Below are 19,581 nucleotides of genomic sequence, written 5' to 3'. Positions count from 1 at the left end.
AAGTAATTGATAATCAGACTTTATCCGTCCCTTGCATGTGAGTGCAGGGGATAGATAGAGTCTTTTCTTTTTCCATAGAATCCCCGAATGAAAGCATGCATAGTTACTTGAAGAAAATAGGAGGAAGCGAAAATGATTATTACATTAAAAGATGGATCAAAAAAAGAATATTCAGAAGCAAAGTCAGTGATCGACGTTGCATTTGACATCAGTGAAGGACTTGCACGCGCAGCCTGTGCAGGAGAAGTAGATGGAGAGGTTGTAGACCTTCGTACAGTTCTTGATAAAGACTGTGAACTGAACATCCTTACAGCAAGAGATGAGAAGGGACTGGCAGTACTTCGTCACACAGCATCCCACGTAATGGCAGAAGCAGTTCAGACACTTTTCCCAGAGGCAAAGGTTGCAATCGGACCTTCTATTGATACAGGATTTTACTATGATTTCGAATGTCAGTCATTTTCAAGAGATGACCTTGACGCTATCGAAAAAGAAATGAAGAAGATTATCAAAAAAGGCGCAAAGATCGAAAGATTTACAAAATCAAGAGAGGATGCGATTGCATTTTTCAAAGAGAAAAATGAGCCATACAAGGTTGAACTGATCGAGGATCTTCCGGAAGGAGAAGAGATTTCCTTCTATTCTCAGGGAGACTGGGTTGACTTATGTGCAGGCCCGCACCTGATGAGCACAAAGGGAATCAAAGCATTCAAGCTGTTATCATCTTCAGGAGCTTACTGGAGAGGTGATGAGAACAAGCATATGCTGACACGTATTTACGGTACAGCTTATGCAACAAAGGATGAACTGAAAGAGCATCTGACACAGTTAGAGGAAGCAAAGAAACGTGACCATAATAAACTTGGTCGTGAGATGAAGCTTTTCACAACGGTAGATGTAATCGGACAGGGACTTCCGCTGATCATGCCAAACGGTGTTATTATCATGCAGGAACTGCAGCGCTGGATTGAAGATGAAGAGGCAAAACGTGGATATATCCGTACAAAGACACCACTTATGGCAAAGAGCGATCTTTATAAAATTTCCGGACACTGGGATCACTATAAAGAAGGAATGTTCGTTTTAGGAGATGAGGAGAAAGATAAAGAAGTATTTGCTCTTCGTCCGATGACATGTCCATTCCAGTATTATGTATACAAAGCAGAGCAGCACAGCTACCGTGATCTGCCACTTCGCTACGGTGAGACATCTACACTGTTCCGTAACGAGGATTCCGGAGAGATGCATGGTCTGACACGTGTTCGTCAGTTCACGATCTCTGAGGGACATTTAGTAGTAAGACCAGATCAGATGGTAAAAGAGTTCAAAGATTGTATCGCACTTGCACAGTATTGTCTGCAGGTTCTCGGAGTAGAAGAGGATGTAACATATCACCTTTCTAAATGGGATCCAACAGATACTAAGAAATATATTGGAGCACCGGAAGTATGGGAAGAGACAGAAGGTCATATCCGTACAATGCTTCAGGAACTCAACATTCCATTCGTAGAGGATGTCGGAGAAGCAGCATTCTACGGACCGAAGGTTGATATCAATGCGAAGAACGTATATGGTAAGGAAGACACAATGATCACAATCCAGTGGGATGCGCTTCTTGCTGAGCAGTTTGATATGTACTATATCGATGAGAATGGTGACAAACAGCGTCCGTACATCATCCACCGTACATCTGTGGGATGCTACGAGAGAACACTGGCATGGCTGATCGAGAAATATGCAGGAATGTTCCCAACATGGCTGTGTCCGGAGCAGGTTCGTGTGATTCCGATTTCTGATAAATACAATGATTATGCAGCGAAAGTGGAAGCACAGCTTAAAGAAGCTAATATCCGCTGCTCAGTAGATGGACGTTCCGAGAAGATGGGATACAAGATCCGTGAGGCTCGTCTGAACAGAGTTCCATATCTCTTAATTGTTGGAGCGAAGGAAGAGGAAGAGCAGAAAGTATCTGTAAGAAGCAGATATCTTGGAGATGAAGGTTCTAAGGATCTTGGAGAATTCATCGAAGCAATCAAGGATGAGATTGCAAAGAAAACAATCCGTAAGATTGAAGTAGAAGAGTAAGAATAGTTACCCGAAACAACAAAAATAAGAATCTCCCGAAGAAGTTCAAGTATGAAAATACTGATTTCTACGGGAGATTCTTATTTTATGCTATATTGTAACTGTTCAGAGCCAACCTCCAAAATGCTACGCATTTCGTCGGTGTGGCGTATCCGCCAAATAAAATTTCAAAAACAATCTTAAAAATGCAAGCATTTTACACCTGTTTTATGAAATTTTGCTTGGCTCTGAACAGTTATGTCATATTATAATATCCGGCATAAATACCATTTTTCTCAAGCAGAGTTTCATGTGTTCCGCGCTCTGCGATACCATTTTCTGTAATAACAATAATCTCATCTGCATTTTTGATCGTGGACAGACGGTGTGCGATTGTGATGGTCGTTCTGTTCTTGGACAGTTCTTCCAGACTGTGCTGGATCCAGCGTTCACTCTCGTTATCAAGAGCACTGGTTGCTTCATCAAGGATCAGGATCGGTGGATTCTTTAAGAAGACACGGGCAATCGAGATACGCTGTTTCTGACCACCGGAAAGTCTTGCGCCGCGCTCGCCGACGAATGTATCGTACTGATCAGGCAGTTCCATGATAAAGTCATGGATGTTTGCACATTTTGCTGCTTCGATGATTTCTTCTTCTGTCGCATCCGGCTTGCCATAGGCAATGTTGTCGCGGATGGAACCGGAGAAGAGGTAGACATCCTGCTGAACGACACCAATCTGGCTTCTAAGACTCTTCAATGTAAGAGAGCGGATATCCTGTCCGTCTACTGTGACGCGTCCGCCAGTTACGTCGTAGAAGCGAGGCAACAGGGAACAGATTGTTGTCTTTCCACCGCCGGATGGACCGACCAATGCAACTGACTTCCCAGCAGGAATCTCGATCGATACGTGAGAGAGAACAGTCGTTTCATCGTCGCTGTAATGGAAGGAGACATCTTCGTAGCAGACACGGCCTTTCACATCTTTGAGTTCTACTGCATCCGGTGCATCCTGAATCTCAGGTTCGGTTTCCATAACATCAAGGAAACGGCGGAAACCGGAAAGCCCTTTCTGCATCATTTCCATCAGCTCTACGAGAATCTGGATCGGGCTGATAAAGATTCCGATATAAAGAGCATACATCGCAAGATCAGCAGCTGACATTTCATTGTTGGCAATCAGATAGCCGCCGTATACAAGTGTGACTAGATACATCATTCCCTGGAAAAAGAGATTGGAGCTCATGAATTCGCCCATGCATCTGTAATTGTCTTTCTTGGAGACAAGGAAGGCGTGATTGCTCTTCTGGAATTTTTCCTTTTCGATCTCTTCATTTGTAAAAGACTGGACAACGCGGATCCCGGATAAAGTATCTTGAAGGCTCGCATTGACATCACCGATTTTTTTTCTGTTTTCCATAAAGGTGCGCTGCATCTTCTGATTCTGTCGGAAAGAGAAGAGGAACATCAAGATCACAAGTACGATCAGCGGAAGAGCCAGCTTCTTATTAATTAAGAAAAGGAAAATAAAGGATCCGACGATCTTAACTAATGAGATAAATAAGTTCTCCGGGCCATGGTGTGCAAACTCGGAAATGTCGAACAGGTCACTGACCAGCTTACTCATCATCTGACCGGAGTTGTTCTGACTGTAATAGGAAAAGGACAGCTCTTCATAGTGTTCGAAGAGTTCCTGACGCATATCCCGCTCCATCTTAGCGCCCATGATATGTCCCTGACAGCTGACATAATATTTGCAGAAGCTTTGGATGACATACATCATAAAGAGTCCGATCGCAATCCACGGAAGCGCCTGCAGGATAATTGCTTTATCCTGAGTAAAAAGTGTCTTGGTCGCACTTCGTAGAATCTGCGGATAAGCAAGATCCACAAGACTGATAATGGCTGCACAGAGAAGGTCAATAAAAAAGACCGTTTTGTATGGGCCATAGTAGTGGATGAATTTTTTTAGTGTATTCATAAACAAATAAATCCTCCTTCGTATTTTTTCTTATATACATTAGTTTAGCATAAGTAAATATTCTTGACAAGAAAGTCGGGGTATGATAAAAATGTTATTACTGTTAAAAACAATGCAAAGAAGTGGAAAAAGTCAGGAGAACGATCAATGAATTTATATCTTGCCCCATTGGAGGGGATCACAGGACATATTTATAGAAATGCATTACATCAGTGCTTTGACGGATTCGATAAGTATTTTATTCCGTTTATCAGTCCGAATCAGAAAGGACATTTCAGCACAAGAGAGAAGAAGGATGTGATGCCGGAGCATAATCAGGGAATGTATGCAGTGCCGCAGATTCTTACGAATAACGTGGAAGATTTCTTGTGCACAGCTCAGAAACTTGGAGATTACGGATATAAAGAAGTGAACCTGAATCTTGGATGTCCGTCTCGAACTGTTGTGACGAAGGGAAGAGGAGCGGGATTTTTGGATGAGCCACAGAAGCTGGATCGATTTCTGGATGCGGTTTTTGAGAAATGTAATCTGGAAATCTCAATCAAAACAAGAATCGGAATGGAAGATCCGGAGGAGTTTGAGACAATCCTTCCTATCTATAATAAATATCCGCTGAAGGAGCTGATCATTCATCCGCGTGTGCAGAAGGAGTTCTATAAGAACACACCAAAGCTTGATACATATGCATGGGCAGTGGAACATAGCGAACATCCGCTTTGCTATAATGGGGATATCTGTTCTGTGGAGGACATGGAACAGTTGAAAATAAGATTTCCACAGACAGATACTGTGATGATGGGGCGCGGCGTGCTGGCCGATCCGGCACTTGGAAGAAAGCTAAAAGGCGGAAGTGCCGCAACGATAGAAGAGCTAAAGAAATTCCATGATGTTCTCTATGCGGCATATTGTGAAGAAATGTCAGGAGACCGAACGATTCTTTATAAGATGAAAGAAATGTGGTTCTATTTTCATCCCATCTTTACAGATGGAAGGAAGTATTTCAAGAAGATTAAGAAATGTGAGAAATGTGTAGTATATGAATCTGTAGTGAAGGAATTGTTTTTGAAAGAGAATATTCTGGAAAAATGATTTACGCGAGCAACGAGCCAAAGTCCGTGCTTGCACGAGACCTTGGCGACTGCCGCGATAACTTGAGAAGCTACAAATGATTTGAAAGAGGTGACAAAAAGAAATGGACGCTATTTTACAATTAGATCAGAACATTCTGCTTTTTATTCAGGAATATATCCGTCATGACTGGATGGACTGGTTCTGGAAAGGAATCACACATCTTGGAGACTTTGGAATTTTTTGGATTCTTCTTACAATCGTTCTGCTGATTCCTAAGAAGACGAGGAAGGCAGGGCTTGCATCAGCGCTTGCACTTATTATAGGAACACTGATCACAAATGTGGCGATAAAGAATGTGGTTGCCAGAATAAGACCGTATGAAGTGATACAGGAATTAGATCTTATGATTGAGAAACAGAAGGATTTTTCCTTCCCTTCCGGTCATACATGTGCATCTTTTGCATCAGCATTTGCAATCTACAAGTGCAAGGAAGTGTTTCCGAAGAAATGGAGAACTGCGGCAATGGTATTGGCTACTTTGATCGCATTATCGAGATTATATGTAGGGGTACATTATCCGACCGACGTTCTCGGCGGATTGATCGTCGGACTATTCTCGGGCTGGGCAGGATGGAAGATTGAAGAGCTGATCATGAAAAAGAGAGCAGAGAAAAAGAAATCTGCTGATAATAAGTGAAGGACAGGAATTTAAGAATCTGTCGTCAGATAGAAAAAGGATTTGATTCATCTGGGTTTTGCCAGATACGATCAAATCCTTTTTTGAGTCCACTTTAGAGTGTGACTTTTAAAATTTTGCTATTTATTTTTCTCTTTCTGATTCTCCAGTGCAGCTTCAACGAATCCCTTGAACAGTGGATGCGGTCTGTTTGGTCTGGATTTCAGCTCCGGATGCGCCTGAGTTGCGATAAACCATGGATGAGAAGGAATCTCAACCATCTCTACAATACGGCTGTCCGGTGAAAGTCCGCAAAGGGACATTCCGTTTTCTTCAAGAACTTCACGGTAGTCATTGTTTACTTCATAACGATGACGATGACGCTCTTCAATCTCTTTCTTTCCATACAGTTTATAAGCAAGGGAGTTGTCTTTAAGTACACATGGATAAGAACCAAGTCTTAAAGTACCACCAATATCTTCAATACCAATCTGATCGGACATGATGTGGATGACCGGATGAGTTGTATCTGGATTGAGTTCCATGCTGTGTGCGTCTTTGTAACCGATGACATTTCTTGCAAATTCAACGATAGACAGCTGCATACCAAGGCAGAGACCAAGGAACGGAACGTTGTGTGTACGGGCGTATTTGATCGCTGTGATCTTACCTTCTACACCACGATGGCCAAATCCACCAGGAACAAGAATACCGCTTACGTCAGAGAAGAGTTCTTCAGCATTTTCTTCTGTTACAGTTTCGGAATCGATCCATTTGATATTTACTGTTGTGTGTGTGTAAATTCCGCCGTGCTTTAACGCTTCTACAACACTGATGTATGCGTCATGAAGCTGGATATATTTTCCAACCAGTGCTACAGTCACTTCCTGTGTTGGATGACGAAGGTTTTCAACCATCTCAGTCCAGTCTGTAAGATCCGGTTCCGGGCAGTCAAGATGCAGAGACTCGCATACAACCTGTGCCAGATGTTCTTTCTCCATGGCAAGTGGTGCCTCGTAGAGATATTCTACGTCCAGGTTCTGAAGTACATGGTCAGCCGGGAGATTACAGAACAAAGAAATTTTGTTTTTCATTGCATCATCCAGTGGATATTCGGAACGGCAGACAATGATATCCGGCTGGATTCCCATTCCCTGAAGTTCTTTTACACTTGCCTGTGTTGGTTTTGTCTTCATTTCCTGAGATGCTCTTAAATAAGGAATCAGCGTAACATGGATCAGGATAACATTTTCTGCTCCGCGTTCATGCTGAAACTGACGGATGGATTCAAGGAAAGGCTGGCTTTCAATATCACCAACAGTTCCACCGACCTCAATGATAGCAATCTCAGTATCTGTTGCAGCCGGATTACGGTAGAAACGGCTCTTGATCTCATTTGTAATATGAGGGATTACCTGAACAGTTCCTCCACCGAAATCTCCGCGGCGTTCTTTCTGAAGAACGGACCAATAGATCTTTCCTGTTGTAACATTGGAATTCTTTGTCAGGCTTTCATCGATAAATCTTTCGTAATGACCAAGGTCAAGGTCAGTTTCTGCACCGTCATCTGTAACAAAAACTTCTCCGTGCTGTACCGGGTTCATTGTACCTGGGTCAATATTGATGTAAGGATCGAATTTCTGCATAGTTACAGTGTAACCACGCGCTTTCAAAAGTCGTCCCAAAGATGCAGCTGTAATTCCTTTTCCAAGACCGGATACAACTCCGCCTGTAACAAATACATATTTTACTGCCATAGTGTCTTTCCTCCTTCGTGAATAGTTGTTATCAAAAAAAATACTTTCCAAGTATACACCTATTCAGAAAAAAATTACAATACTTTTTTGATAAAAACATAGAAAAAAGATGGGATGAAGTGATTTTGACGAAGTAATGTAAAGAAGGAAGGCGAAAAAGCTTTGTAAAATGGGAGAAATGCAGAAAAAAACCTCTCAGACAGCAGGTGGTTATACCTGAAACCGCAGAGAGGTTTTTGTGATATCTTTCTGTATTGGTAAGGATTTGTCTTTAGCTTAAAATCTGACGTTCGTTCACAGCTTCACTTGTGAGCTGTACACCAAGTTTTTTAAATGTCTTGATATCAACACTTGAAAGCATTACGGAAGTATGAGCCTGGCATCCTTTCAGTTTTGGAAGCTGGGAGAGTGCAAGCTCAGCAATCGGATTGACAGCAGCACTTGCGGAAAGTGCAATCAGGATCTCGTCTGTGTGAAGACGAGGGTTCTTGCTGTTCAGGTAATCCACTTTCAATTTCTGAATCGGTTCAATTGCTTCCGGAGAGATGATATGGACATTGTGGTCGATGCCGGCAAGTTCCTTCAGTACGTTTACAAGAAGGGCAGCGCTCGCACCGAGCAGGTTGGAAGTTTTTCCGGTGATGATGCGTCCATCTTCAAGCTCCAGTGCGGCAGCAGGTCCGCCTGTCTGCTGAGCACGCTCCAGTGCTTTGACAGCAACTTTTCGGTCAGAAACAGTAATTCCTTCCATATTCATAAGAAGCTCGATCTTCTCAGCTTCCTTCTCAGAAGCATCACCTTTCAGAAGCGCATTGAGTGCTGCATAGTAGCGTCGGATGATCTCCTGGCGGGAAGCTTCACGGCAGGCTTCATCATCACAGATACAATTTCCGGCCATATTTACCCCCATGTCTGTAGGTGATTTGTATGGGCTGGAACCGTAGATCTTCTCGAAGATTGTATTTAAAACAGGAAAAATCTCTACGTCGCGGTTGTAGTTTACAGTTGTTACACCATAAGCTTCAAGATGATATGGGTCGATCATATTTACATCGTTAAGGTCAGCTGTAGCAGCCTCATAAGCGAGGTTTACCGGGTGCTTCAGCGGCAGATTCCAGATAGGGAATGTCTCGAACTTCGCATATCCGGCTTCGATTCCGCGCTGGTGTTCCTGATATAACTGAGACAGGCAGACAGCCATCTTTCCACTTCCAGGTCCCGGAGCTGTTACAATAACAAGCGGATGTGAAGTCTCGATATAATCGTTCTTTCCGTAACCATTCTCACTGACAATCAGTGGAATGTTGGACGGATATCCCGGAATGTTGTAATGAATGTATACAGAGATTCCAAGGTTCTCAAGACGGTTCTTGAACAGAAGTGCACTTTCCTGTCCGGAGAACTGTGTGATTACTACACTTCCAACGAAAAGTCCCTGCTCACGGTAAGTACCGATCAGGCGGATCACGTCTGAATCATAAGTGATACCAAGATCCCCACGAATCTTATTCTTTTCAATGTCTTTTGCACTGATTGCAAAGACAATCTCAGCCTGGTCGCTGAGCTCCTTTAAGAGACGCAGCTTGCTGTCAGGTTCAAATCCCGGAAGTACACGGGAAGCATGATAGTCATCAAAAAGCTTTCCACCGAATTCAAGATAGAGTTTGCCACCGAATTTTCCGATACGCTCGCGGATATGTTCGGACTGCATTTTCAGATATTTGTCATTGTCAAATCCAATTTTCATCATTTTATCTTCCTTACTATAAATTTTGCCGAACTGTTATTACTATTATTAACAGATAAATCTGTTATAAACAGGCATTACTTTTCTAGTATACTATGAAACGGCACGTTTTTACAATATTTTCATAATCTTTTTATTGATTTATGGAAAACCACTATTTATAATGGTAGGAAGTAGTTGTTTTTTTACAAATAAGGTAAAAGATTTGCTGGAAAATAACCACTATTTAAGTTTTGGAGGAAAAAAATGGAGAATAACAATAAAAACAAAGGCCCGAACAAGAACCGACAGGGTTGGGGAATTATTTTGTTCACTACCTTGGTGGTTACTTTTGTTGTTATGGGCCTATATTCTATGATGCAGGGCGGAAGCGCTTCTGAGATCAGCTATGATAAATTTCTGAAATTAGTTGATAATGGAAAAGTAGAGTCTGTCACATTTACCAATTCAAGGATCAATATCGTTTTGACAGATGACGCCAGAAAGGAAAAGGCAGAGGGAAAACTTACAGAAGTAAAGGATAATGAGAAAGCTTCTGCAGACCAGAGTGATAGTTCAGATTCTAAGGAAAGCGAAGATCAGGAAAATGTTATGGACAGTCTGCTTGGCCAGATCAGTCAGATGCAGGGTAGCTCCAAGAGCAAGGAACCGGATTATTACACAGGAAATGTATCAGATGACACACTTGTAAAGCGTTTAGATAAGGCAGGGGTAGAGTTTAAATCCCAGATTCCGGATACGGCAAGTTCACTGATTATGGATGTCTTCATCACAGTGATCCTTCCGATCGTACTTCTTGTATTCATGTTTAATTTCCTTATGAAGAAGATGTCTAAGGGCGGCGGCATGATGGGAATCGGCAAGAGCAATGCCAAGATGTATATGGAGAAGCAGACAGGTGTGACATTCTTAGATGTTGCAGGTGAAGATGAAGCGAAGGAGTCTTTGCAGGAAGTTGTTGATTTCCTGCATAATCCTGGAAAATATACAGGTATCGGAGCGAAGCTTCCGAAGGGAGCACTTCTTGTAGGACCTCCGGGAACAGGTAAGACACTTCTTGCGAAAGCAGTTGCAGGAGAGGCGAAGGTTCCGTTCTTCTCCTTGTCAGGATCTGCATTCGTAGAGATGTATGTCGGTGTAGGTGCTTCCCGTGTGCGTGACCTGTTCAAACAGGCACAGCAGATGGCTCCATGTATCGTATTTATCGATGAGATCGATGCAATCGGTAAGAGCCGTGACAGCGCACTTGGCGGTGGCGGTAATGACGAGCGTGAGCAGACATTAAACCAGCTTCTTGCAGAGATGGATGGATTCGATACGAATAAGGGACTACTTGTTCTTGCAGCAACAAACCGTCCGGAGGTACTTGATCCGGCGCTGTTGAGACCGGGACGTTTTGATCGCCGTATCATAGTAGATAAGCCGGATTTGAAAGGTCGTGTCGAGATTCTTAAGGTTCATGCGAAGGATGTTAAGATGGATGAGACAGTCAATCTGGAAGAGATCGCGCTTGCAACTTCAGGAGCAGTTGGATCAGATCTTGCCAATATGATCAATGAGGCTGCAATCACTGCAGTTAAGCATGGCAGACAGGTTGTCAGCCAGAAAGACCTCTTTGAGGCAGTGGAAGTTGTACTTGTAGGTAAAGAGAAGAAAGACCGTATCATGAGTGCAGAAGAGCGAAGAATCGTATCTTATCATGAGGTTGGACATGCGCTTGTTACAGCACTTCAGAAGAATACAGAACCGGTACAGAAGATCACAATCGTTCCTAGAACAATGGGAGCACTCGGTTATGTAATGCAGACACCGGAGGAAGAGAAGTTCTTAAATACGAAGAAAGAACTTGAAGCAATGATCGTTGTTGCACTCGGTGGACGTGCAGCAGAAGAGATTGTATTTGACACTGTTACGACAGGTGCATCGAACGATATCGAGCAGGCAACGAAGATCGCCAGAGCAATGATCACACAGTATGGTATGTCAGAGCGCTTTGGTCTGATGGGACTTGAATCTGTTCAGAGCCGTTACTTAGACGGTCGTGCAGTTCGTAACTGTGGAGAAGCGACAGCAGCGGAGATCGATGAAGAGATCATGAAGATGCTCAAAGCTTCCTATGAAGAAGCAAAACGCCTCTTGAGTGCGAACAGAGATGCTCTTGATAAGATTGCAGCCTTCCTGATCGAGAAAGAGACGATCACAGGGAAGGAATTCATGAAGATCTTCCGTGAAGTGAAGGGAATCCCTGAACCGGAAGAAGCAGATGGAGAAAAGAAAGAAGAGCAGGAGTCCGGAAGAATCCTGATGAAGCCGACAGAGACACAAGCAGCAGAGCCAGAAACAGTGAAAGAACCGGAAACAGAAAAAGAGCCGGAAACACAGGCAACAGAAATACAGTCACAAGAAACGGTGGCAGAAGAAAAGTCAGAGTAAGAGCTGATTATCAATATTAAGAGTTTCGCAGATGGAGAGGAAAAGTCATTTGCGAAACTCTTTTTCTTTGATGAAAACATGTTATAATGAAATGAGGCAAAATGTGCCAGGGTATATCAGATGTGAGATGACTCCCATCTGATATAGCCTCCGGCAGGATTGCAGAGATGCGCAGAAGAAGTATGTCATGCATTGCATGACGCGCATCTCGCAGCAAGAATGCAGAGGCATTCTTGAATGCAAGGCACAGAAGATGCAAAACATCAATCAAGACAGTAGCAAAAAAACAGGAGACATTGGGATGACAAAAGCAGTATTTTTTGATATAGATGACACCATTTATGATTACATTGGAGCGCATAATAATACGATGCCGGTGATGAAAGAATGGGCATATGAGAATTTAGGCATAGCAAAAGAAGACTTGGAGAAATATGTTGCCGAGGCAAGGGTGAAGGCAGATGACAGAGCCGGAAGAGATTATGCGGTGAACCATAATCGCCTGGTGAGATTTCAGTGTATGCTGGAGACACTTGGAAAGCCGGTTTTCCCATATGCGTATGAGATGTATAATCTGTACTGGGATACATTGATCGATCAGATTATTCCATCTCCTGGAATTGAAGAGTTGATGAAAGAATTGAAACAGCGAGGCATTTATATCGGTATAGGATCCAATATGACTTCAGACGTCCAGTATCGGAAGATATTAAAGCTTGGATTAGGTAAGTATATTGATGGAATTGTGACAAGTGAAGAGGCTGGCGAGGAAAAACCGCATCGAAAACTTTTTGATCTCTGTGTTGAAAAAGCAGGAGTGATGGTGGAAGAAAGTATCTTTATCGGAGACAGCATCGCACATGATGTGACAGGAGCACAGAATATAGGAATGCCAGTGATCTTGTATCGGCCGAAGGAAAATGTGAATGAGATCGAGTGGCTTCAGACAAAGAAGGGAAAATGTCCGGTCATTGCACATTTTTCTCAGTTTTTTGAAGCAGAGAAGATGTTATAAGAAATGAAAAAGATGTAAAAGAAACTTTAATAGGAATAAAAAGGAGACATAAGAAAAAACATGAAACTGGTCGAAAAAGTTCCAAAGGATCTATATAAAATATTTGGAAGTAAATATATGGAATTCTATATGCAGTTTCTGGTAGCGCTTTATGAGGAGAGCAGTCAGTCTTATTCTCTTCTCGGGCTTACGGAACGAGAGTGTCAGATGATCATGAATGAACGACTGGCGAAGATGGCACTGGACTGGAGTGAGGCAAGAGTCGATGAAGAAGGAGAATTGATCACCAGAGCCAACATGGCATCAGTCAGTCTGAAGCATTTTGAAGACTGGGGATGGCTTAGAAGGGATTATGATGAAACGTTGAATAGTTATGTCGTTTCATTTCCGGAATACAGTCAGCTGTTTGTAGAATTATTTCAGAAATTATACAGTGAAAATGACGGTAAGGAACGAGAGAGTGTGCTTACGGTATACAGTCATCTCTATACCTATAGTTTAGACAAAGAGAAGAATAATGAGATTTTAAAAAGTGCGCTTCATACATCAAGAGCACTTCTGCAGATGCTCGCGAACATGCAGGAGGGAATGCGAGGTTATTTCGATGAACTGTCAAAGCAGAGAAGTTTCCGAGGAATCCAGGAAGTACTTGTGAAAGAGATCAATAACAGTGATAGCAAAAAATATGCGATATTGACTACAACAGACAGCTTTTATCGATACAAAGAAGCTGTAAAAGAGTTGATCGAAGAAAATCTGGAAAAGACAGAAGCAAGAAAATATTCATTTGAAACAGAACTCTTAAGTGAAGAAGAAAATACGAGAAAATCTTATCGTCTGCGAAGAATGATCGAGATCTGTGAAGAGGCGACAGATATGCTCTATAAGATTTCGAGAGAGTTTGATGCGATTGAGCGCAGATATAATAAGCTGATTGAACAAAAGACAGTATTTGCAAGCCGTGCCGCAGCAAGAATCCGGTACATTATGATGGAAGGTGTAATGGAAGAAGATCAGACAGTCGCACTGATTAATCTGATTAATGAAAGTGGCAAGTCGGAAGAGATTCTGGATAAGTTGTCTTCAAAACTTAGGTTTTCGGAGCCATATAAGATTATGACAGAGAAGAGTCTGTATCAAAGACGTGAAAATCAGAAGGAAAAGTTCACTCCACAGGCGGTAACACCTGAGAAATCACAGGAAGAGAATATGACAGAATTTGTCCTGGAACCACTGTATACGCAGAAAGAGATCAGAGATTTCCGAAAGAAAAATGAACAGAATGGAAAATTCACAGTGACAAAAGATACTGTAAAATCAATAGAAGATTTGGAGAAGTTATTTATGGTATGGCAGCATGCAACAGAATCTGCGGACAGTAAGGCACAGATTGAAGTGGCGCAGGAGATGGAGAATGAGGCTGGTTTCCGATTTTCAAAACTTACGATAGAGGGAGTAGAATCAGATGGTTAATTATATGGAAGAATTGTCAGTGACAGAAGCTGATAACCTGAAGAAAACAATTGCTGCATTATTCAGACAGACATGTATTTTACAGATGAAATATGATCCTGTAACACTTGTCCCAAGAGACAATCTGCATTATGAGATCTGTACAAGACATAGAAAGTTTATTGAAGACTATCTGTCTGTTTTAAGCTGTGAATTAGTGCATGACCCACAGGAACACATTTACCGTTTACATGGAGATGGAATCGCAATAGAAAAGATAAATGCCACCGTTACAAAAGTAATCTTACTTGTTAAATTAATTTACAGAGATAAGATTTTAGGAGAAGGCTTGAAAGCTACAGTGACGAATCTGGCGGAGATTCGTGAATATGGAAAGAATACGAATCTGATTAATTATAAGCTTACGATGGGTGAGTGGAAAGAAGCTTTATATGTGATGAGTAAGCATCAGATCATTGAAGTGCCGGGAGCAATCCAGAATGTTGAGGATGAGACTCCGATTTATATCTACAGCACGATCAATCTATATTGTGGAAGTATGGATATTACTGCGTTGATCAAAGAATATCAGGAAGATCAGTACGCAGAGGAAGAGATTACAGAAGAAGTTTCTGAACAGGAAATCCAGGAAGAAGCAGAGGGAGGTGTGGAAGATGAAAGAGAAACAGTCGAAGAAAATATTTACTAGAATGTTAATGAATAACTGGGGCGGTATCAGTCACAAAGTGATGGAGTTCCATGAGTATGTGAATCTTTTCAGTGGGAAAAGTGGATCTGGTAAGTCTACTGTTATGGATGCGATCCAGGTTGTTTTATATGGAAGTATATCTTCCACATTCTTGAATAAAGCGGCAGATGACGCGAAGAACAGGCGTAGTGTTCTAAGTTATCTTAGAGGAGCGCAGAAAGACGGTTCCTTTAACCGAGAAGACCAGGACTTCTGTTCTCAGATCGTCTTGGAGATTAAGGATACAGGAAAGAATACACATACTTGTATTGGTGTTTCATTTGAGGTTGGAAAGGCAGATACAGACATCAGGAAATATTGTTTCTTCAGTCATTCCGGAAAGATTCCGGAGGATGAATATTTGACAGAAGAAGGTGTCCCGTATACAATCGCGAAACTTAAAAAATTGGTAGAAGCAAGGATAGAATCGGCTGACAACAGAGGTCGCGGAGATGTGAACCGTGTATATCCATCGAAAGAAGCGTATTTGAAAACGGTTTATGATGCAATCTTTGGTTATGTAGAGCCGGGCCGTATGATGACAATGGAGAAAAGCGCGATTGCACTTCGTATGACGAACGGAACGGGACAGTTTATCAAAGATTATATGTTCCCAAAGAGCAAGGAAGATACAGTTGCAACAATCAGTGATCAGCTTGGCGCTTACCGTGAGATCAAGGAACGCGTAGAAGATCTGGAGCAGAGAATTAAAATGCTTGACGAGATCAGTCAGCATAATCTAGCCTTGCAGAAAGCAAGAGCTGATAAGATCTATGTGGAACAGATCTTAAAATATATTGAAATAGAAAATTGTAAAGCACATTTGCAATCGAAAGAGGATGATCTGCAGGATATTCTCAAGAAGATTGAGGAAAAAGAAGAAAAGAGAAAATCTTATTTGGCAGAGAAAGATGCTTATACGAAAGAACAGGTAGAAGTCGAGGCAGAACTCAAAGCCAGCGATTATGGACAGAAAGAGAAGGAGCTAAAGGAGATTGAAAATACGATCCAGCTTCTGGCAACGAATTCAGAACAATGGAGAGATATCGTAAAAGGTCTTTCCGCTTGGGAGGAAGACGATGAAGTCAGTGCTTATGTGAGCAATCAGGCGCTGCATAGAATTGATGATATCCGAGATGGTGTTGTGAGTGAAGATTCGATTGAAAAGCTAAAGCAATATTTAAGTGATGCACTCGACAATATTAATACAGAATTAGGTGATGTCCGCGAAAGAATCCGTGAGAATCAGAAAGAACTTCAAGAGAAGCGGGAGATGGTAGAAGACCTCAAAAATGACAGAAAACCATATCGTGCGGAATTGAAGCGTGCAAGACAGGAATTACAGAATATACTTAGTACTCAGTATGGAAGAACGATCCATGTAAATATCTTTGCGGACTTGTTTGATATTACGGATGAAGAGTGGAAAAATGCAATCGAAGGACGTATGGGACGTGTGAAACACAGTCTGGTGACAGCACCTGAATATACGTTAGATGCTGCGAAAGCATTTCGCAAAATGAAGCAGATGAAGGGGATCGAGGATGTCGAACTCATGGATACTGCGGCAATCGTGAGAGACAAGCCGAAGGCAGATGAGAATACACTGTACGAGTGTGTGCGCGCAGAGGAAGCTTATGTAGATACTTGTCTGAAGCGATACTTAGGCCGCATTAAGAAATGTGAGACGGTGGAAGAACTTCATGAGACGAGAGATGGTGTCACAAAGGACTGTTATTCCTACAGCAATTACATTTTCAGACATTTAAGAAAGAATGATTATGAGAAATATGCCTGTATCGGAACGAAAGTGTCAAAGGCGAAACTTCTTGAGTTGGAAGAAGAAGCAGCGAAGCTGAAACAGGAAGTGGAAGAGGACTGCCGTGTTGAGATGGCACTGCGTGCAGCACAGAAATTCGAGTGTCTGAACCAGAGCACAGAACAGATCTTACATCTTTCAAAAGCAGCGGAACAGCTTCAGGATTATTACGAGAAACAGGAAAAATTACGTCTGGAAGTAGAAGAATTGAAACGAGGCGACCGGACCGTCGAACTGAAGAAGAAAAAGCAGGAATTACTGGAGTTGCTTAAGAAAAATGCAGAGATTCTTGATAGCATTCAAAGTGAAGTAGTACAGTATGCGAAGATACAGGGACAAATCGAGAGTAATATCAAATCATTTTCAGAAAAGATAAACTTCCTGACAGAGGGATTTGTTGTCAACGAACAGCTTCAGAATGAAGTAGCAGATGCGTTAAAAGTACAGAGCGAAGCAGCTTATAAGAGAGACAAGACAAAAGAAAAGGATGCTTTGGAAACGTTGGAAGAGACGGAGAGAGAAGAACTGCAAAGAAGTAGAAATAAGTTCAATAATGCTTATCCGGCCTATGGTTTTACAGGAATAGAACATGAAAATGATGTGTATGACAAAGTGCTGAATCAGTGCAGGAAAGATTTCGAACCGAAGTACAAGGAAGAATTCGATAAGCAGTATAATCTGGTTTACTATACATTGCGTGAAAATGTGATTGCTTCCATTCATGGTGAAATCAAGGCGGCTTACAGACATAAGAAAGAGATCAACCGTCTGCTTGCGAAGATCAAGTTCTCAGATAGTATCTACCAGATTGATATCATACCGGCTCAGAATGAAAATGGACAGTTTTATGAGATGCTTACAGCACCTGAACTAGACAGCAAAGTGTTCGATGACTACGGATTTGAAGGTCAGTTAAGTCTTGGTGAGGATGAGTTCTATCAGAAGTATGAAGAAGATATCAAGCGTCTGACTGAGAAGTTCATGCCTCCGAAGGAGGAAGATGCAAGATCCTTAAGCCAGTATCGTCAGCAGATGGAACAGTATGTGGATTATCGTAATTATCTGACTTTCAGTATGTATGAAAAGGTGGAAGATGAGAATGGAAATATCCGCAAAAATGCAGTCGATGATATGGCAGGCCGTGACTCCGGAGGAGAGGGACAGAACCCGAAATATGTCGCGCTGCTTGCAGGATTTGCGATGCTCTATATGCAGCAGACAAACCGTGATTCTAAGATCCGTCTGGTGCTTCTTGATGAAGCATTTTCCAAGATGGATAAGGAGCGAAGCGAAGTGTGTCTTCATTATGCGAGAGAGCTGGAGCTTCAGCTGATCGTATGTGTACCGGATGAACGTCTACAGTCTCTGATACGAAATGTAGACTGTGTATACGGTTTCCGAAGACATCAGAATCAGGTATCTATGATGCACATTGATAAAGGGGATTACCTCGATATGGTTGAGGGAAATGAATAAGGAAACGGTTATCGTACCGTATGATACAGAGAAAGCAGCAGGATCAATCATTCTGCTGCTTTCTGTATTCTGACGGTGTTATCCCAAATTGTTTTTTGAATGCAGTATGAAAATGACTCTGGCTGGAAAAGCACAGAAATTCGCTGATCGTACTGATAGATTTATCTGTATACTGCAGTAATTCTCTACCTTCTTCCAGTTTGCAACGTAGGATAAATGCACTGACAGAGAATCCAAGTGTTTTTTTAAAATAGGCAGAGAAGTAGGATTTGCTGAATCCGACGTAATCAGCAACATCTCCAACGGTGAGGTGCTGATTCACGTTCTGCTGAATATAACGAATTGCTTTCTGCATGCGCTCGTCTGTTGAGATGGGCGTTTTTGATTGTGCCACCTTTTCTGCAAAAGTATAACTGACTTTTCCGAGAAGATCAGTTAACCGGTCCGCACTTGTCAGTCGTTCAGAAGATTGGATGAAATAATCAGAGAGCTGATATGCAGTGTCATAATCCAGTCCTCCTTCAATTGCAGCACGGGTACATAAGGTCGTTGTGATGATAATATTATTTTTTAACTGACGTAGAGCAGTAGAGCCTGTGACACCGATATGAAAGTTACTTTCGCTATACATAAATTCCTTAAATCCTTCGCAGTTACCTGTGCGGACAAGTTTCAAAAGCTGTTCTTCAAGAATATATGTCTGGTTGTGTTGCTCATTTTCCTTTTTATGATAAGTTTCTTCCAAAAGAAGAGAGGCATCGGTCGTAACATCATTTTCAGAAAATGTCTGCCCAACAGAAGTAAGCTGGTCGAGTGAAATGGTTTCTTCGTGCAGACAATAATTTAAAAAGATACATTTTTTCAACAGAGAAGGCAAGGATAGACATGGAATCTGACGAAGAAAGGAATTGAAATCAAGGCGGCTGTCGTTTGATACCATGTAGTCTTTGTATAAATGTTGCAAGTCGGAATCAGAATAAGGTACAGTTGTGATCGGACCAAAAACAATGTAACTGTTTTTCCAGTGATTTAATCTAAGAGAGCAAAACATGATTCCATATTCAGTCGTACAGTAAGTGATACGGTCAGAACCGGAAAAAAGTTCCCGAAGATATTGGAATGGAGGATGAGTCAGTTCGTTTTGCTCCGGCATGCAGAAAATACATTTTTCATCCGAAAAAAGATACATGGGGATATTCGAGTCTGGGTAATAAGCTTTTATGAAATTAATCAGGGAATATATTTTTTCCATAAGTTTCTGCCTCTGTTCTATGTGTGAAAATGCTATGTACGTTACATTCTATCAGCGTAATCGAAAATATTTTCCAAGTCAATAGAAAAA

At 41.9% G+C, this 19,581-nt stretch carries 12 protein-coding genes; 8 read left to right on the top strand and 4 right to left on the bottom strand.

The genetic code is table 11. The annotated features are described in order from the left end of the window. Nucleotides 1-132: 132 nt before the first annotated feature. Entirely contained in the window at nucleotides 133-2,085 is a 1,953-nt protein-coding gene (gene thrS / locus ACZ47Z_RS10760; RefSeq protein WP_015529539.1) for a threonine--tRNA ligase, read from the top strand. Between the two features lie 235 nt (nucleotides 2,086-2,320). On the opposite strand, the gene ACZ47Z_RS10755 is transcribed toward thrS, so the two are convergent. Beyond that, nucleotides 2,321-4,045 (bottom strand): ABC transporter ATP-binding protein, encoded by a 1,725-nt coding sequence (locus ACZ47Z_RS10755; RefSeq protein ID WP_055166538.1) that lies wholly within the window; start codon nucleotides 4,043-4,045, stop codon nucleotides 2,321-2,323. 147 nt (nucleotides 4,046-4,192) lie between these two features. On the opposite strand from ACZ47Z_RS10755, the gene ACZ47Z_RS10750 reads away from it, so the two are divergent. Next, complete coding sequence (locus tag ACZ47Z_RS10750; protein ID WP_226900934.1) at nucleotides 4,193-5,134, top strand: tRNA dihydrouridine synthase; 942 nt, start codon at nucleotides 4,193-4,195, stop codon at nucleotides 5,132-5,134. Between the two features lie 103 nt (nucleotides 5,135-5,237). Next, a complete protein-coding gene (locus tag ACZ47Z_RS10745) occupies nucleotides 5,238-5,813 on the top strand; it encodes a phosphatase PAP2 family protein (RefSeq protein ID WP_054752280.1) in 576 nt (191 codons plus the stop codon). Nucleotides 5,814-5,932: 119 nt separating this feature from the next. Here ACZ47Z_RS10745 and ACZ47Z_RS10740 read toward each other — a convergent pair whose 3' ends face one another. Further along, entirely contained in the window at nucleotides 5,933-7,549 is a 1,617-nt protein-coding gene (locus tag ACZ47Z_RS10740; RefSeq protein WP_054752282.1) for a CTP synthase, read from the bottom strand. Between the two features lie 271 nt (nucleotides 7,550-7,820). Beyond that, nucleotides 7,821-9,296, bottom strand: a complete 1,476-nt coding sequence (locus tag ACZ47Z_RS10735) for a DUF1846 domain-containing protein (RefSeq protein ID WP_015529544.1) — start codon at nucleotides 9,294-9,296, stop codon at nucleotides 7,821-7,823. Between the two features lie 246 nt (nucleotides 9,297-9,542). Here ACZ47Z_RS10735 and ftsH point away from each other — a divergent pair, with 246 nt between their 5' ends. From ftsH to ACZ47Z_RS10710, 5 genes are all read left to right on the top strand, one after another. After that, nucleotides 9,543-11,729: an ATP-dependent zinc metalloprotease FtsH gene (gene ftsH, locus ACZ47Z_RS10730; protein ID WP_055166542.1), complete on the top strand. Its 2,187-nt coding sequence runs from the start codon at nucleotides 9,543-9,545 to the stop codon at nucleotides 11,727-11,729. 301 nt (nucleotides 11,730-12,030) lie between these two features. After that, nucleotides 12,031-12,744 carry an HAD family hydrolase gene (locus ACZ47Z_RS10725; RefSeq protein WP_167549869.1) on the top strand — a complete coding sequence of 238 codons (714 nt, stop codon included), beginning with the start codon at nucleotides 12,031-12,033 and terminating at the stop codon, nucleotides 12,742-12,744. 60 nt (nucleotides 12,745-12,804) lie between these two features. Further along, nucleotides 12,805-14,217, top strand: coding sequence for a Wadjet anti-phage system protein JetA family protein (locus tag ACZ47Z_RS10720; protein WP_015529547.1), 1,413 nt, complete (start codon nucleotides 12,805-12,807; stop codon nucleotides 14,215-14,217). After that, nucleotides 14,210-14,905 (top strand): DUF4194 domain-containing protein, encoded by a 696-nt coding sequence (locus ACZ47Z_RS10715; protein WP_020436894.1) that lies wholly within the window; start codon nucleotides 14,210-14,212, stop codon nucleotides 14,903-14,905. Before ACZ47Z_RS10720 ends, ACZ47Z_RS10715 begins: the two co-directional genes overlap by 8 nt. Continuing rightward, nucleotides 14,871-18,239 carry an SbcC/MukB-like Walker B domain-containing protein gene (locus ACZ47Z_RS10710; RefSeq protein ID WP_412310173.1) on the top strand — a complete coding sequence of 1,123 codons (3,369 nt, stop codon included), beginning with the start codon at nucleotides 14,871-14,873 and terminating at the stop codon, nucleotides 18,237-18,239. Before ACZ47Z_RS10715 ends, ACZ47Z_RS10710 begins: the two co-directional genes overlap by 35 nt. 43 nt (nucleotides 18,240-18,282) lie before the next feature. On the opposite strand, the gene ACZ47Z_RS10705 is transcribed toward ACZ47Z_RS10710, so the two are convergent. Further along, nucleotides 18,283-19,491 (bottom strand): helix-turn-helix domain-containing protein, encoded by a 1,209-nt coding sequence (locus ACZ47Z_RS10705; protein ID WP_054752285.1) that lies wholly within the window; start codon nucleotides 19,489-19,491, stop codon nucleotides 18,283-18,285. Nucleotides 19,492-19,581: the final 90 nt, after the last annotated feature.

It is taken from the genome of Mediterraneibacter faecis, assembly GCF_055383675.1.
The sequence above is the reverse complement of the archived record's forward strand: the minus strand, read 5'-3'. Positions and strand labels throughout refer to the sequence as shown.

What these genes read in the sequence shown, in the direction of transcription:
- thrS (WP_015529539.1), top strand. Translation starts at nt 133, where the DNA reads ATGATTATTACATTAAAAGATGGATCAAAAAAAGAATATTCAGAAGCA.
- ACZ47Z_RS10755 (WP_055166538.1), bottom strand. Translation starts at nt 4,045, where the DNA reads ATGAATACACTAAAAAAATTCATCCACTACTATGGCCCATACAAAACG.
- ACZ47Z_RS10750 (WP_226900934.1), top strand. Translation starts at nt 4,193, where the DNA reads ATGAATTTATATCTTGCCCCATTGGAGGGGATCACAGGACATATTTAT.
- ACZ47Z_RS10745 (WP_054752280.1), top strand. Translation starts at nt 5,238, where the DNA reads ATGGACGCTATTTTACAATTAGATCAGAACATTCTGCTTTTTATTCAG.
- ACZ47Z_RS10740 (WP_054752282.1), bottom strand. Translation starts at nt 7,549, where the DNA reads ATGGCAGTAAAATATGTATTTGTTACAGGCGGAGTTGTATCCGGTCTT.
- ACZ47Z_RS10735 (WP_015529544.1), bottom strand. Translation starts at nt 9,296, where the DNA reads ATGAAAATTGGATTTGACAATGACAAATATCTGAAAATGCAGTCCGAA.
- ftsH (WP_055166542.1), top strand. Translation starts at nt 9,543, where the DNA reads ATGGAGAATAACAATAAAAACAAAGGCCCGAACAAGAACCGACAGGGT.
- ACZ47Z_RS10725 (WP_167549869.1), top strand. Translation starts at nt 12,031, where the DNA reads ATGACAAAAGCAGTATTTTTTGATATAGATGACACCATTTATGATTAC.
- ACZ47Z_RS10720 (WP_015529547.1), top strand. Translation starts at nt 12,805, where the DNA reads ATGAAACTGGTCGAAAAAGTTCCAAAGGATCTATATAAAATATTTGGA.
- ACZ47Z_RS10715 (WP_020436894.1), top strand. Translation starts at nt 14,210, where the DNA reads ATGGTTAATTATATGGAAGAATTGTCAGTGACAGAAGCTGATAACCTG.
- ACZ47Z_RS10710 (WP_412310173.1), top strand. Translation starts at nt 14,871, where the DNA reads ATGAAAGAGAAACAGTCGAAGAAAATATTTACTAGAATGTTAATGAAT.
- ACZ47Z_RS10705 (WP_054752285.1), bottom strand. Translation starts at nt 19,491, where the DNA reads ATGGAAAAAATATATTCCCTGATTAATTTCATAAAAGCTTATTACCCA.